This is a genomic window from Acaryochloris sp. CCMEE 5410, assembly GCF_000238775.2.
Classification (GTDB): domain Bacteria; phylum Cyanobacteriota; class Cyanobacteriia; order Thermosynechococcales; family Thermosynechococcaceae; genus Acaryochloris.
On sequence record NZ_AFEJ02000001.1, the window covers coordinates 2,194,939 to 2,210,249 of the forward strand.

General features: G+C 48.8%; 11 protein-coding genes and 1 pseudogene. 8 read left to right on the plus strand and 4 right to left on the minus strand.

The features are described from left to right. Window positions 1-70 precede the first annotated feature (70 nt). A complete protein-coding gene (locus tag ON05_RS09845) occupies window positions 71-841 on the plus strand; it encodes a hypothetical protein (RefSeq protein WP_010480554.1) in 771 nt (256 codons plus the stop codon). Window positions 842-890: 49 nt separating this feature from the next. Next, a complete protein-coding gene (locus ON05_RS09850) occupies window positions 891-1,832 on the plus strand; it encodes a glycosyltransferase family 2 protein (RefSeq protein WP_010480551.1) in 942 nt (313 codons plus the stop codon). Between the two features lie 177 nt (window positions 1,833-2,009). Here ON05_RS09850 and ON05_RS09855 read toward each other — a convergent pair whose 3' ends face one another. Together ON05_RS09855 and ON05_RS09860 are read right to left on the minus strand one after the other, a co-directional pair. Further along, window positions 2,010-2,639, minus strand: a complete 630-nt coding sequence (locus ON05_RS09855) for a CPP1-like family protein (protein WP_236619164.1) — start codon at window positions 2,637-2,639, stop codon at window positions 2,010-2,012. 195 nt (window positions 2,640-2,834) lie between these two features. After that, on the minus strand, window positions 2,835-3,518 hold the full coding sequence (locus ON05_RS09860) for a hypothetical protein (RefSeq protein WP_010480549.1): 684 nt from the start codon (window positions 3,516-3,518) through the stop codon (window positions 2,835-2,837). Window positions 3,519-3,934: 416 nt separating this feature from the next. Here ON05_RS09860 and phoU point away from each other — a divergent pair, with 416 nt between their 5' ends. The 3 genes from phoU (at window position 3,935) to ON05_RS09875 (ending at window position 8,039) form a co-directional block, all read left to right on the plus strand. Continuing rightward, entirely contained in the window at window positions 3,935-4,606 is a 672-nt protein-coding gene (phoU, locus tag ON05_RS09865; RefSeq protein ID WP_010480548.1) for a phosphate signaling complex protein PhoU, read from the plus strand. A gap of 485 nt (window positions 4,607-5,091) precedes the next feature. Next, on the plus strand, window positions 5,092-7,398 hold the full coding sequence (locus ON05_RS09870) for a ribonuclease R family protein (RefSeq protein WP_010480547.1): 2,307 nt from the start codon (window positions 5,092-5,094) through the stop codon (window positions 7,396-7,398). Window positions 7,399-7,448: 50 nt separating this feature from the next. Beyond that, window positions 7,449-8,039 (plus strand): phycobiliprotein lyase, encoded by a 591-nt coding sequence (locus ON05_RS09875; RefSeq protein ID WP_010480546.1) that lies wholly within the window; start codon window positions 7,449-7,451, stop codon window positions 8,037-8,039. A 5-nt stretch (window positions 8,040-8,044) separates the two neighbouring features. Here the strand turns inward: ON05_RS09875 and nblS are convergent, their stop codons facing one another. Further along, window positions 8,045-9,934, minus strand: a complete 1,890-nt coding sequence (gene nblS, locus ON05_RS09880; RefSeq protein ID WP_010480545.1) for a two-component system sensor histidine kinase NblS — start codon at window positions 9,932-9,934, stop codon at window positions 8,045-8,047. A gap of 299 nt (window positions 9,935-10,233) precedes the next feature. Here nblS and ON05_RS09885 point away from each other — a divergent pair, with 299 nt between their 5' ends. Together ON05_RS09885 and ON05_RS09890 are read left to right on the plus strand one after the other, a co-directional pair. After that, window positions 10,234-11,055 carry a SirB1 family protein gene (locus ON05_RS09885; protein WP_010480543.1) on the plus strand — a complete coding sequence of 274 codons (822 nt, stop codon included), beginning with the start codon at window positions 10,234-10,236 and terminating at the stop codon, window positions 11,053-11,055. 100 nt (window positions 11,056-11,155) lie between these two features. Beyond that, complete coding sequence (locus ON05_RS09890; protein ID WP_010480540.1) at window positions 11,156-11,491, plus strand: helix-turn-helix transcriptional regulator; 336 nt, start codon at window positions 11,156-11,158, stop codon at window positions 11,489-11,491. 300 nt (window positions 11,492-11,791) lie between these two features. Here ON05_RS09890 and ON05_RS09895 read toward each other — a convergent pair whose 3' ends face one another. Next, entirely contained in the window at window positions 11,792-13,855 is a 2,064-nt protein-coding gene (locus ON05_RS09895; RefSeq protein ID WP_010480538.1) for a VWA domain-containing protein, read from the minus strand. A 297-nt stretch (window positions 13,856-14,152) separates the two neighbouring features. Between ON05_RS09895 and ON05_RS09900 the strand changes: the two are divergent. Beyond that, window positions 14,153-15,241: pseudogene (locus ON05_RS09900) on the plus strand (ISAs1 family transposase). Window positions 15,242-15,311: the final 70 nt, after the last annotated feature.

The following is a 15,311-nucleotide window of genomic DNA, read 5'->3' on the forward strand; positions in this document are numbered from 1 at the left end:
ATCTGAGGCAGTCCAACACCAGCCCTGGACTGCCTGAGGGATTACATCAAGATTTAAGGAGCGCAAGACTATGAAATATATCGCTTTCGGGCTGTTCGCCTTTCTCGTTTTGATTATTCTGGCTGGATATGGCGCCGTTAGTTGGGTAGATATCGCCACCATTCATTTCGTGGATTGGATTATAGGGTTCGCCATCTTTGGGTGGCTGGTGACCATTACCACCGTCCCCTGGAATGTCCATTTTCAGGCCCGCGAAGTGGTGGCGGAAATCAATCTTTCCCTAGAAAAAGGCATTCCCATTGATCCAGAGCAACGCCAATATGCCGTGATGGTTGGTCGTCGAAGTTTATGGGTTGCTTTAGCCTTGCATGGGGTCTCTGCCATCGGTCTCTTTGCCTTAGCCTGGTGGCACATTAGCGCCATTGGCTATTTGGGTTCCCTAGCGGCTCTCCTTTTGGCTGTGCTACGTCCTAGCATCAGAGCTTACGCTTTTCTCGCCCGCCGCCTATCCATGATTCAACGCCAGTGCAAATATCCTCGGGAAGATGTGTTGGAGTTGCGGGGCCGCATCGCCCTGCAGGAAAAACAGATCGAAAGTTTAGTGCAACGGCTTAATCTGGACGATCCAACCGCCTGGATTAGTGAGCAGCAGCGGCAATGGGAGTCTATCCGTCAGGATCTCAATCGAATGATGACGGCCCTGGAAACCCTCAAGGTCAATAATCAGGTGGAACATCAGCAGTTAGCGAGGGATACGGAGAGTGCGATCGCAAGCCTGAGCGAAGATGCTCAATTCCTCAATCAAGTCCGGGAGCTGATCCGCTTTGTTAAAACGGCCTAATCTAGCCCCGTAAGCTATCCTAAACACCAGTCGCCTCAACTGTCACAGCTTGTTTTTTAGCGTTATTATCCCCACCTATAATCGTCTGCCGATCTTGCAAAAATGTTTGGCAGCCCTCTCCCAGCAGTCTTTAACCGCTCCTCATACCTATGAAGTGGTTGTGGTGGATGATGGCTCTACCGACGACACCGTTTCTTGGTTGCAGGCTCAGGCATTTCCCCAACTACAGCATTGCTGCCAGGTTCACCAAGGCCCAGCTGCTGCCCGTAATCTCGGACTGCAAAAAGCCCAAGGCGATACCATCGTGTTTATCGATAGTGATTTAGTGGTCACCGAGTCCTTCCTACAATCCCATGCTGAGGCAATCCAGGCGGCACAGCAGCGGTTGGGACATGATCGACTGTTCACCTATGGCCGTGTCATTCAAACTTGCAACTTCTCGGATCCAACCGCTACCCCCTACAAACTGTCAGACTATTCAGCCGCCTACTTTGCCACCGGGAATGTTGCTATTGGTCGTCAGTGGCTGGAACAGGCAGGAGGCTTTGATTCCAGTTTTCAGCAATATGGCTGGGAAGATTTAGAGTTAGGCGTGCGGCTCCAACAGCTCGGCCTCAAACTGATCAAAGCACCCAACGCAGTCGGGTATCACTGGCATCCCCCTTTTAGTCTCGATCAGCTGCCTCAGTTAATCGAACAGGAACAACAGCGGGGGCGAATGGGCGCTCAGTTTTACCGCAAACACTCCACCCTGACCGTCAAGATGATGGTCCAACTCACTATTTGGCATCGTTTACTCTGGGGGGTATTGACCTTACAAGGCCACTTAAACGAACAGTCCCTCAACCCACTCCTACAATTTTTGATCCGCCACCATCACCCACAAATTGCCCTAGGCATCGCCCGTATCTTCCTGAACTGGTATCAGGTGCAAAGCACTCGCCGCGCCTATACTCAGCACAGAGAAACAGATCTTGATAGTCAAAACTGATGACCGTTTCAAGACTCCGTTAGCCTTCACCCATGAGCCAGCAGGGCAGCCTATCGCCCTAACAGATGATGTAACACCTAGCCTTCCTGCCCGGATGATCAAGTCAATCAAAACGAGCATAATGACCATTAGGTAGCCCTCACCTATCTAATGGTGCTGGTTATTGTTGAGCATCTGCTATCTGAGGAAGCTATCCACCAGCCACAGCATCACGAAGAGCACACAACTCAAAATAGCTTGAGGTTGGACCGGATCGGTTTGTAAACCGGTTTGCAAAAGGGCAGAACCAATCAAGGCTCCCACTCCAATCGCAGCCAAGGTCAACAGTAACGCCCGCCCTAGTTTTTGCTCTTTACGATTCAGCCAGTACAGACTAAAACCAACCCCAAGGGCCAACAGAAATGCCAGGGTATCAACGGATTGGGACAACAGGGCAATCCCAGCCAGGGTCGTATAGCAAGCGCCGACAATGGTAATTTCCTGCATGTCGGGCTGATCGATGGACTGCTGCAGCCAGTTGGGTGACGGATTCAGTTGGGGCATGCTGAGCTTTGGAGGCTTTTTCTCCGCCAAGCGTTCGGCAAATCGGATGCCTTCAGGGACCTTGATTTTGCCTTCTTGCCGCTTACGCAAGCGGTCCATCAGTACAGAATCATAGGCCGCTTCTACGGTTTGCCGACATTTCTCGTCTTCTTGGTTCTGTGCAATGATGCGATCTCGGGCATTTTGGATATCTTCAAAAGATGCGTTTTCAGCAACTTCCAGGATTTCATAAGGATTTTGCTCGCTCATGCGTTTTTCTTCCATTGCCCTAAACTCTTGCCGACTCACATTCTGGGTTATATCGGGAACGTTAAAAAACGCTCTCATAAGAATCTAACAATAATAGATTCACCTTTACACCCTAATATGCTTAATTTACTCTTGCACACAACTTTCAGATTCTCTTCTAACTCCAGGGGTAAAATCTGGGAATCTGATGCAAAAACTTAACATTTCAGGTTAGAAGGGAGCCTCATCGATATTGGCTTGAGATTGCAAAAAATCTAGGAATTCCAGCAGTTCCTGATCGGTCAAATGTTGACGGGAACGCTTGTTATAGGTTTGTTGCAAATGTTGTCGTCCTTGGGTGCTGGTCCATCCTAAACGCTTCAGTTCCACATCCGTTTGGGCAATAATATCTGACAAATCGAGGGGGGAGTCTAGGGCTGCTGTATCGACCGAGGGGGATCGAGAGGCTTTGCGTTTTGAAGTGGTTGCCTTTGGTTTCTGTCGCCGACTGGCCCCTCGCCGAGGGGGCGCTTCTTCTTCTACAAAGTCTGGAGCTGGCATATCTTGCATTTGCAAGCTGGGATCATCCCACTCCGGTGCCGCATCAAGGGCCCGGTTGGCGATGGCCTGCAAGTCTTCCGATAAGGATGCTGGCTGTAAACGTGCCTGATCCTGTTCCCCCATTAAATGAGCCTGGGTTTCAAAGGTTGCTGCTTCGATGCCCAAAACCACTAATGCTCGAGTCCGGGCATGGTCTTCTGCCTCTTCAACCGTCGAGGCTGAGGACAGTCCTGTTGCTAAGGTTGTACCTCCCACTTGAATCAAGGCACGAACAATGTAGTGGTCTGGTTCGGCCTTCAGTAACTCAGAGGTGAGACTCCCTGTCGGATATTGTGACCGGAACTGCGAGTACATCAACTGCCTCCCAGCAATCATCTCGACTGACGAGCATAACGTTAACATGAACCGCAAAATTGCGTCTCAGTAGATTCAGACAAGCCAGTAGGGATTACCAGAGTGTGTTTTGAACTACTAAAAAATATGCAGATTTTGCTTAGACTTCATATTGGGTTACCCATTACCTCAGTATTGGAGATCCATTCAGAGGATGGATGGAGTCACCACCTTTAACCTGGCCTTTTATGGATATAGCCATTGATTTTCCATACTCTTAGAAATTAATTAAAAGCAGCTTGTCAATTGTCATAATTATCTGCTTTCTAAAAGCCAGCCCTAATTGAATGCTGATTTTTAGAAACGGGGTAACTTAAAACAATCAATTTAAATCACAAAATCGTTATAAACAGTCGACATCAGTAAATAATAAAGAAATGTTAATCCAATCGCCTTTGCCCAAAGTGACAAAACCTATTCGCAGTCAGTTTGAGCGGCAAGTCCAAACTATTCAAGGTGATGTCTTACGCATGGGGGCATTGGTTGAGCAGTCCTGTCGTTTTGCCCATACCGCTCTGTTTAACCGCAATTTATCGGTGGTGGATACCCTCGCCAAGCAGGATAAGAAGATTGATCGGTTTTATAAACAGATTGAAGTGCAGTGTCTGCAGTTAATTGCGTTGCAATCTCCGGTGGCCAGTGATTTAAGGTTGATTGGTACGCTGATGCAGCTGATTCGTGACCTAGAGCGGATTGGGGATTATGCCGAAGATATTGGTGAGGTGGCGGTGAAGCTGTTTCCCTATCCAGTCGCCTCCTACATGCCTGAAATCGAGCATATGTCAGAACTCTGCCAAAGTATGTTGGCCATGAGTTTGTCCGCTTTAACCCAGCTAGATGCGGAAGTTGGCCTCCAAGTCAAAGTGGAAGATGATGCTGTAGACGATTGCTACGACAATTTATACGATGTCCTCGCTAGCCAATCTATTTCTGGCCCCACGGAACCTTTACTGTTGTCGATGTTAGTGATTCGCTCTTTAGAACGGATGGCCGATCATGCCACTAATATTGGACAAAGGGTTGCATTTATTGTGACTGGAAAGCGATAAGGCTCGGCCGTCTCCCAACCTTGAAAAATCGGAAATTGGTATTAGGAACCCATTGACAAATTTCGTTTGACAGTTGTTCCCCTGTGAGGAACGATCAATAAAGCATACAATGTTCATAGGGCGCTTCAGGTTTTCATACTCAAGCACTCGATGCTCTAACTGTTTTGCTGCAGTTCCGTCAACGTCTCAGAGTCAATGCTGCGATCGCAAAAAATGGATCAAGGTCCATTACAAAACCTAATCCTTTTCTAAACGGCATTCTCTAACTCCTTAAGTTTGCTAGACCATTGCTTAAAGGACCATGAGCTGAGATTTTTTTTGATGGGTATGAGTGTTGGTGACCTAAGCGGTTTGAATCATGCTCAATCTTGTCAAGCTATTCCCTCTAGGAGAACAGATGCTCCTGGCATTATGGTGAGAACGATCAACAAGATTGGCACTGAGTTGGAGCCTGGCCCTAGCCACAATGAAGGACTAAAAGTTGCATGGAATTTTCGATTAGTACTCTGCTGAACAACTTTGCAGATGATAAGTTACTCGCTCCAAAAGCTTTAGAAAAGAAATTAGATTGCCAGGCTGCTGATGGCATCAGACAATTGCAAATCACCTTAGAGGCCCTAGAAAAAGTCGGTATCCTCACCAAAGAGCGCGGTAAATATAAGCGTCTCCCAGAAGAAGGGGTTGTTGAGGGCAAGCTCCGCTGCTCCAGTAAAGGCTTTTGCTTCGCTATCCAAGATCAAGACGATACGGAAGATATTTATATTCGAGAGAGCCAGCTGAATACAGCCTGGAATGGTGATCGGGTTCTGGTTAAAGTCACTAAGGAAGGTCGCCGTCGCCGTAGTCCCGAAGGCGAAGTCCGACTTATTCTGGAGCGCTCCAACCCGTCCGTCATTGCCAGGGTCAAAAAAACAGAAGCAGGGGAATATCGAGCCGTCCCTCTCGATGATCGCCTTTTATTTGAACTCGCCCTCCATCCAGAAACGGATGGTCCGGACTTGGAAGCGGCGATTGATCAGCTCGTGCATGTGGAGATTGTGCGCTACCCCTTAGGGCAGCTGTCTCCCCTCGGCCGGGTCACGCAAGTTCTAGGGAGTGATGCCCAATCGGCGGCTGATACAGAGCTTGTCTTTTGTAAGTACGATTTGCCTCGCTCTTTTCCTGAAGATGTTTTAGCCGAGGCTGAAGCTCTGCCGAAAAAGCTGCGCAAAGCCGATCAGAAGAAGCGGGTGAATCTGCTGAAGGTGCCCACGTTTACGATTTGCGATCGCAACCCCAATCCCACCCAACTCGACCATGCCTTTTCCGTCGAAAAATTAAAAGGCAACAAATGGCGAGTGGGCGTTCATGTCACCGACTTAGTTTACTACCTAGACCCAGACTCCTCCATCGAACGTCAGGCCAGCCAACGGGGGGCCGCTATGTTCCTGGGGGATACGGCACTGCCCCTCTTCCCAGAGACCTGCATTGAGCGCATTGGTGCCCTCACCGCAGGCAAAGATCATCTCACTTTTTCCATCTTGATCACCTTGGATAGCGAAGGGGAGGTTCTAGAATTTGAAATTCAGCCTTCTGTGATTCATGTCGATCAACACTTGTCCTATGAGCAAGTACAAGACATTCTGGATGGAGACCACAAAGATAAGTCCCTTGCAGATGCCATGCAGCTGTTTCAGACGGTCAGTGAGGCCCTGAAAAAGCAACGCTATGATCGCGGTGGCTTTGATCTGTTGCTGTCCACCGTTCCTCCCCAAATCATGGGTGACGAAGGGGATTTAGGAGCCGTTATCTTAGCGTCCCCCACCCAAACGCACAGCATCATTGCGGATTTGTTAGTTCTCGCCAATCACCTGGTTCTTTCCCATCTGCAGGCATTGGCCATTCCAGGGGTCTATCAAATCCAAGCTCCACCCGATGCCCAAGATCTCCAAGATCTGCTCAAGCTGGCTGACAATATCCAACTCTCTCTCGGTTTGCAGCAGGAAGATACGGTGCAGCCCCAGGATTTCCAAACCTTTAGCCAGACGTTTCAGACCTCAGAACGCTCAGCCATCCTATTTGAGCTGCTGCAATCCACCCTTAAGCCCGTCCAGTACAGTGCGGTGTCAGGGCCACATTTTGGCTTAGCCCTAGTCAACAACTATGGCCATTTCACCTCTCCCCTCAATCGATACGGCGATTTACTCAATCAGCGCATTTTACATGCGGTCTTTACGGAAGGACGCGATCGACGCACCTCTCGGGCCAAGGAGAAAGTGAACTTGCGCCATAGCGATTGCCATGGACAAATTAGCTGGAATGTCCTGCCCCCGGAGACCCAGCGGCACTTAGAAGCCTTAATTACGGACGCGATTCCCCAATTGAATGAGCAAGCCGACCTTGCCCGTCAAGCCTGCCAAGATCTAACGGGGCTGCAAAAGACCAAGCAAATGCAAACCCACACGGGAGAAGTATTACAGGGTATTATCACCGGAATTCAGTCCTATGGGTTCTTTGTTCGCATCGAAACCCTAATGGTCGAAGGGTTAGTGCATGTTAGCTCCCTCAAAGACGATTGGTATGAATATCGGTCTCGCCAACAAACCTTAGTGGGGCGCAAGAATCGCTGTCAGTACCGGTTGGGAGATCGCGTGGATGTTGAGGTCAAAAGCGTTGATTACTATCGCCAACAAATCGACTTAATTGTTGTTGGTGGCGGTAGCGAAGCGCCTGAAGATGAAGTGACCGAAGCGCCCATCAAAGTGAATGGTAAAGATGAGAGCGATCTCCCCGACGAGACGGAAGAGGAATAGCTCTCCACGGATTGACCGAATGCCCTCCCCTCGATTGAACAAGCGCTAACATGAATGCCCTAGAATTTTTCCAACTCAGCGAAGGCCGGTGGCGGTCCCATCGCATTACTCACCATTTGCTCCTCCGCCGGTCTGAGTCGGGAAATACGGAAATCGAGGTCCAGGTCTTAGCCCCGGATGATCCCAAAGTCATTGAAATCTGCCAGTTACATAATGCCCAGCCCCACCTAGCCATCGGCGGGTGTTTTGTACAGTGGCGAGGTGCAATGGCCTGGGATCAAGAGGAGGACGACCCTCATCGGGGGTCAACGGTATTTGTTTTAGTCCCCCATGAAGGTAGTGATAACGCCGGTCAGTTATTGCGGGAGCGGGGTTATGCTGAGAGCGTTCCCGTCGTGGGTCAGTATCAGGTGGATGCGCAAAATGGCCTCGTTTTAACCACCGAATATGACACCATGAGTTCTCAAGAGCGGTTTTGGTTTGCCAATCCCAACTTGCGATTGCGCACCACGACGGTCAAAAGCTTTGGTGGATTTAACACCACCTCTTTTTGCGCAGAATCAAAGTTAGTCAGCGATGGCGTGGTCACCTCTTCAGAGGCTCCTCAGCTTCTCTCCACCCCTTCTTGGTTAGGGTGGTAATTGACCTAGGCTTGGGCCGGAATTTCCAAAGAGTCTGCTTCATCTGCCGCATTCTTGGCTAGGTCATCACGATAGACGTTGAGGTCAAACCAGAAGGTCGTACCGACCCCTGACTCACTGATTAAATTGACGCTTGCATGGTGCTTGTCCAGGATATTTCTGACAATCGAGAGTCCTAAGCCTGTACCTTCCAAGGTATGGACGCGATTCTCAACCCGATAAAACCGATCGAAAATAGCGGCTTGATCATCCGGCTCAATCCCAATTCCCGTATCCGCAACCTCTACTCGTACTTGATTGGTATGTTCCGCTAGGGGATAAGCCCGAATCATCACCTTTCCACCCTTAAGCGTAAATTTCAAGGCATTGCCAATGAGGTTGGTGAGGACTTGCAGGAGCAAATCATAATTGCCCCAAATGGGCGAGAGATTGGTTGTGATATCGTAGCTGAGCTCGATCCCTTGATCTCGGGCCGTCAGCTGATAGGTTCTCAGGGTTTGCTCTACGGGTTGTAGTAAATCAACCGCTTCAAAGCGATATTGCTTGCCCGACTCCAATCGCGATAGATCGAGCACATCATTCACGAGGCGAGTCAAGCGATCCGTTTCACGATTCGCCGTATCCAAAAACTCTTGGCGATCTTCGGCACTTAAGTCATCGCCGTAGTCATGGAGGGTTTCGATAAAGGATTTGATATTGAATAAAGGCGTTCTCAGCTCATGGGAGATATTGCTAATAAATTGGCTCTTGGCTTCGTTTAGCTCCACTTCTCGAGTAATGTCCTGAACCGTCATGGCGATTCCTTTGACCTTCTCCCGTTGCTGATCCAGAACGGTTGTCAGCAAGATACGTACCGTTCGGGGGGTGGGTCCAGTCAGGGTAATTCGAAATTCACTGCCTTCTTGCCCCGCTGCGCTTTGATAGAGGGGACGGGTCAACTCAATTTGTACAGGCTCTGGTAAATGGTTGAGGACATTTTTGCTGACGACTTCGCTATCCCAGTTAAATAAGCGGCGAGCTGTAGGGTTCGCCAAAATCACTGCTAAATCTGTATCCAGGAGCACCGCTCCATCGGCAATGGTTGAGACTAGGGTTTCTAGCTTGGCTTTCTGGGCCGTCAGCTCCTCAATATTTTGCTCCTGATAGCGCTCTAGCCGTTCCGCCATATCGTTAAAACTGAGAATAAGTTCCCCCAATTCTCCGCCAAACGGGAGGTCAACGCGTTTTTTGAAGTTACCGGAGGCGATGGTTTTTACCCCCACCACCAACTCTTTAATGGGGTTGGTAATAATCAGGGCATTAAACACGGCCCCCAGGATTACCATCACCCAAATGGTGATAAACACAGCAATGGTGACATCGCGAGTTAAATGGGAGGAAGTCACTGCCGTGGGGTTGGGATTGATGCCAATGGCCAACACGCCCAAGTATTGTTCATCCTGCAATAGAGGAACAAATACATCCGTCACTTCACCGTCAGGGGTTGAATGCTCCCGCACCATCACCGATCCAGCAGTCGGGATAAAGTTCTCTGGCAATTGCATCAACCGCCGCAAGGTCAAGGAACTATTGACCTGGGTTTCAGAATAGGGGATGCCGTAATAGATACTGCCTTCTTCATCAGCATAGATCATGTAGCGAATGCTAGAGGTGCGGCTATAAAACTCCCGCGATAGTTTGGCCAAATCTCCATAATTATGGTCTGCTACCAACGGAGCTACATTGGATGATAAAAGTAACCCTAAGTCCCGGCCAAATCGATTGTCCTGCAGGCGAGCATCTTGCTGAATGCTATTCACAGCCCAAAATGTCAGGGAACTCATCAGCAAAGACACCACAAGGGTTGCAGCGACCATAAGCCGAGTTTGGATATTGGAGTCGGCCCACCAACTCACAATAATTTTTCTGAATCTTTCAAACAAGAGCTGAATCAAAACAGAACCTAAATGGACTTAAACAATTAAGGCACATTCCTCAGAGCGTTCATGTGGAGGGTATTCATTCCTATGTTTGTGCGATTGGAATGATGATCCCATGTATTTTATTTTGGCATGATCTTCAACATCCCTGGCGAATCGCTGAACCGCGATCGATGATTGAAGAAGTTGTTTGGGATTTATATCTGCCAGAAATTCCAGTAGAAATTCGCAAATTGACCTATTTGCAATAATTCCGAGGTAACATCGTGAATACGATGAAGTTCTCGGTCTCTCGTCAACAGCTCTATCATTTGCTCCGTCAACCGTCTGAGCCAGATTTGGCTGCGGCTGCACTTTATATTGCTCAGGAAGAGTATCCCGCTTTAGCGGTTGATGAATATCTCAATGCCTTGGACACGATGGCGGGAGAGGTCGAAGAACGACTGCCTGCTGATCCATACCCATTAAAAGTCCTGCAAACCCTGAATCGTTATTTGTATGAAGATCTTGGCTTTACGGGCAACAGTCAACATTACTACGATCCCCGCAATAGCTTCCTCAATGATGTCTTGGATCGGCGGTTAGGCATTCCCATTACCCTATCGTTGGTCTATATGGAAATTGCCCGTCGAATCAACTTCCCGATGGAAGGAATTAACTTTCCAGGGCATTTTCTTATTCGCCCTACTCGGGATGACATGAATATTTTTGTGGATCCTTTTTATCAGGGGGAGATTTTGTTTGAGCAGGATTGCCGCGATCGCATCACCCAGGTTTTTGGGCATCCGATGGAGATGAGACCTGAATTCTTTCAGGTGGTTAGTCCCCAGCAGTTTCTGGTGCGGCTACTAAACAATCTGAAACAGATTTATCTCAATGAAAACCAGCTGGAAAAATGTCTCAGCACATCTGAACAGATTCTGCTCGTTGATCCGAAGTGTTATAGTGAGCTGCGAGATCGGGGTATCTTGTACTATCATGTAGGCCGTTGGTCCGAAGCCCGACAAGATTTACAAGATTTTTTAGCCCAAAACCCTTCTCCTGAACATATTTCTTTGGTTCATAAGTTGCTTAACCAAATGAGTGATTTTCCCTAACATGGCGAAGAGTCTTTTACAATAGGTATTGTTTCTTACTTCACGAATCGGTTCCCATTTTTCGGATATAAACGATTCACCTAACCTCTGACCTCCTCTGATGCAACACGTTTGTTCTACCTCTCCTGAACTAGTTTTCGCTGGTTTCCATGCCCTCGCTGACCCTCTCCGTACCCACGTTTTAGAGCTTTTACGCCACCGAGAACTCTGTGTGGGTGAGTTATGTGAGTCTTTAGATATCAATCAGTCCAAGCTCTCATTCCATTTAAAAGTCCTCAAAGACGCGGAATTGGTCCATACTCGTCATGAAGGGCGCTGGATTTACTACAGTCTAAATTTGGCTCAGTTCGTTGTCCTGGAGCAGTACTTGGCTGAATATCGCCGCAACTCAGAAATTATGCCCCCTCGAATGTACGCGTCTCCCACTACGTCGTAGATAGATCAATTCCCTGCAATCCGTTAATCCAAATGTGGGAATCAATTCTGCGTCACCTATGGTCACGTCAGCTCACAATACGCTTCAACTTCAGTGACTGACTGCTCTTCAATCTATTTCCCCACTCTCTAAACAATCTCTTCACCTTCAGTGGTATCGCATTTCTGTTGAGGGATACGCCTTCTGCAGGCACCTGCAACAAGTACAGTAACCTGAAAAAATGTTTCTTACCGAGTCCGTAAGCACAACCCGTTCGCGCTAAGACTCGGGAGTCTAGTCAAACGGGTTGTGGAAAGAACGTTAGGGAGATAATTGAGCTTTTGGCTTTTCAGTTCGGGTTTTGGCTTGCTGCAAGGTTTGGCTACGTTCTACCAGCTGCATAAAGGCCGTGCGATAACCTTGCGGATCTTTCCCTTTGGCCTGCTCTGCTAAGTCCAGAACTTGGTTAAAGGTGGCTTCACCTCTGTAGTCTGAATCCCTTAGGACCATGCCATACATGGCAACGGCGGCGGAGAATTTGAGGTTGTCGGTGGCAGATTGGATCGAGCGGTTTTTATCTGCGATCGCAGTACTGATCAGCTGGCTCTTACTGCCCGTGGGCTGCTTATACCGCAACTTCAGGTTCATCAGATCTGAACTATTGTTGCTGGCGGTCGGCTTTTGGAACTTCAGCGGATCAATATTAGGAAGCTCGACATTACTGTTCACGCCAGTGGGTATCACCTCGTAGAGAGCCGTAATGGTATGCCCAGAGCCTATTTCACCCGCATCTTTCCGATCATCATTGAAATCCTGATCGCGCAGCAAGCGATTTTCATAGCCAATCAGGCGATAGGCCTGGACTTTTTCAGGGTTAAATTCCACCTGAATTTTGACGTCCTTAGCAATGGTGAATAGGGTTCCTCGCAAGTCATTGACGAGCACTTTCTGGGCTTCTAGGAGAGTATCGATATAGGCATAGTTCCCATTGCCTTTGTTCGCTAACAGCTCCATTTTGTTGTCTTTATAATTGCCCGTGCCATAGCCTAAGACCGTGAGAAATACTCCTCGATCTCGCTTTTGCTCGATCAGACGCTCTAATTCAGCATCACTGGATTGGCCGACATTAAAGTCGCCATCCGTCGCTAAGATCACTCGATTATTGCCATTCTTGAGGAAGTGGCGTTCGGCCATATCGTAGGCCATCTTAATGCCAGCTGCCCCTGCAGTGGATCCACCGGCTTCTAGCCGATCGATGGCGTTCATAATCGTGGCTTTTTGGGTGCCCGGTGTGGACGGTAAAACAATGCCAGCCCGTCCGGCATAGACCACTAAACTGACCCGATCTTCAGGCTTCAGCTGATGAACCAGTAAGCAGAGGGATTTCTTGACCAGGGCCAGTTTGTTGGGGCGTTTCATGGACCCCGACACGTCAATCAAAAACACCAAATTGCTGGGCTGTTCTTTTTCTAGCTCCTTCCCTTTGAGGCCGATATGTACGAGCTTATGCTGGCTGTTCCAAGGGGCAGTGGCAATCTCAGTACTGACGGAGAACGGCTGATCGCCTTTGGGAGAGGCATAGTCGTAGTCGAAGTAGTTAATCAGTTCTTCTAGACGCACGGCATCTTTGGGTGGGAGTTGTCCTTGGCGGATAAAACGCCGCACATTGCTATAGGAGGCCGTATCCACATCAATGGAAAAGGTGGACAAGGGGGTGCGCTGAGGTAAGAAGAACGGGTTCTCGTTGATGCGTTTGTAGTCTTCAGTGTTGAACGTTCCGGGTAGATGATGGCGATCCTTGTCCTGGAATCGAGGTTCAGGTGCAGGGGGCGCAATGCTAGCAGGGGGCACAATCGACTTCATCCGTCCACTTTGGTCACGGCTGAATTGGGATTGAGCAACGGTTTCATTCGCCGGGGCGGGCTTTGCTCTTGTAAGGGCTGGTGGCAGACCAGTCGGCCGGGGACGTGGGGCTGAAAATCCAAACCGTCGATTCCCCTGCTTACGAGGTTGATCCACCTGACTCAGCTCTGTTGCATAGTCTTGCTGTAGGCGTTTGAGCAGAGCTGCATCTGCAGAACTCAAAGACTTATCCTGTGAACGCTCTAAACTACGAGTAAGCTGGGCCAAACTTTGAGCAAACTCAGAACGGGACAGCCCTAACTCAATCTCTACGGGAGTGCGCCCCAGATACTGTTCATACAGATTACGCAATGCCTCGACATCTTTATGGGCAGGCAGCAGTAGCGACTCAGCATTGCAACCCTTGATTCTGGTTTGGGGTTGCGATTTCGCTTGGGCAATATTGAGTGGTTGGCAAGCACTCATGGTCATCAGTAGGGCGGCGGATAGTGCACCAGACCGCTGCCAATTAAACTGCTTCATTGCATCCTTCTCCTCAATTCCAAGGGTTTCCAGCACAAGGCTGGAGTGACTTCATCCTAATCGCTGAATTTAGGATGACCTATCTCGTTTCCAAAATTGAAATGGCTGAGGATACCACTGTCTAACGTTGAAGTGCAAAAGACCTGCGACTCCTCGTCTGGGATGCTACAACTACCAATCCCAGAATGAAACAGAACGAGCTATTTCATGATGTTTGGTCAAGGCCTTAGTCAGGGTTGTTTTACGTTCCTCCTAGAAAAAATAGGATGGTTCTACTGACCAACAGTAGAGAGACCGATGAGCCATCTAATTGATACATTGAAGCAAGTCCCTGATTTCCGCAGTGCCCGTGGCCGTACTCATCCGTTATGGCTGCTGTTGCTGTTGATGGTGATGGGTATGCTTGCTGGATACCAGGGATATCGCCCCTTAGAAACCTTTACGAGCGATTATCGCCAGCCTTTAAGTGAGCTATTGGGGCTTGAGAGCCTCGAAGTTCCGTCTCACTGTACCTTTCGTCGAGTGATGAAGGGTCTTGACTTCCAAGCGTTGAGCCACCAATTTGAAGCATGGATGCTCTCGAAAGCCCAGACTCACTCTCCCGATAATTATGCAGCCTCCATTGATGGCAAACGGATTCGTCAGGGGCTGACAGATGCCAAGGGGAAGCAGCGTTTTGTAGGGTTGGTGAGTTTATTTGCGGTGGAAGCAGGCATCACCCTCAAGCTCGAAGCCCTCACTCAGGAGGATAATAGCGAAATCAAAGTCGTCCAGGCTTTGTTGGAAACCCTTCAACTCGATGGCTTGCTGATTACCATGGATGCCTTACACGCCCAAAAAACACTTGAGAAGATTGTGGCCTCGGGTAACGACTATCTTGTGGCGGTCAAATCCAATCAGGGAAGACTTTACGACCACCTCCAGACTTACTTTGAGTGTCTTAAACCCATGGCTGAGCACATCCACTCCGCCCAAAGTAGAGGACGAGATGAACATCGGTGTATACAGGTTTATGAGCCTGTCGGCATAGCCCTACAAGAATGGACAGCAATTCGCTCTGTGCTTTGTGTCCAACGATGGGGCACAAAGCAAAGGAAAGGAGTATCACAACACCGCCTATTACATCAGTTCAGCTGCCACCTCACCCCATCATTGGCAATCTCTGGTCCGAGAACATTGGGGCATTGAAAATCGGTTGCATTGGCCGAAGGATGTTGTTTTGGCGAAGATGATTATCGACTCGAAGATGAACAAGCACTGCTCAATTGGTCAGTGCTTAGAACTATTGGGATTAATATCCTGCGGCTAAACGACTATCAATCCCTCAAAACCGCGATGACTAAGCTTGCTAATCGGGTCGATATTATTTTTTCGCTGCTAACTTAAAACAGCCCTGAGGGACCAAGCTCCCATAGCAATATCAATCTGAGCTTTAACCCTGTATAACCAGAATTCC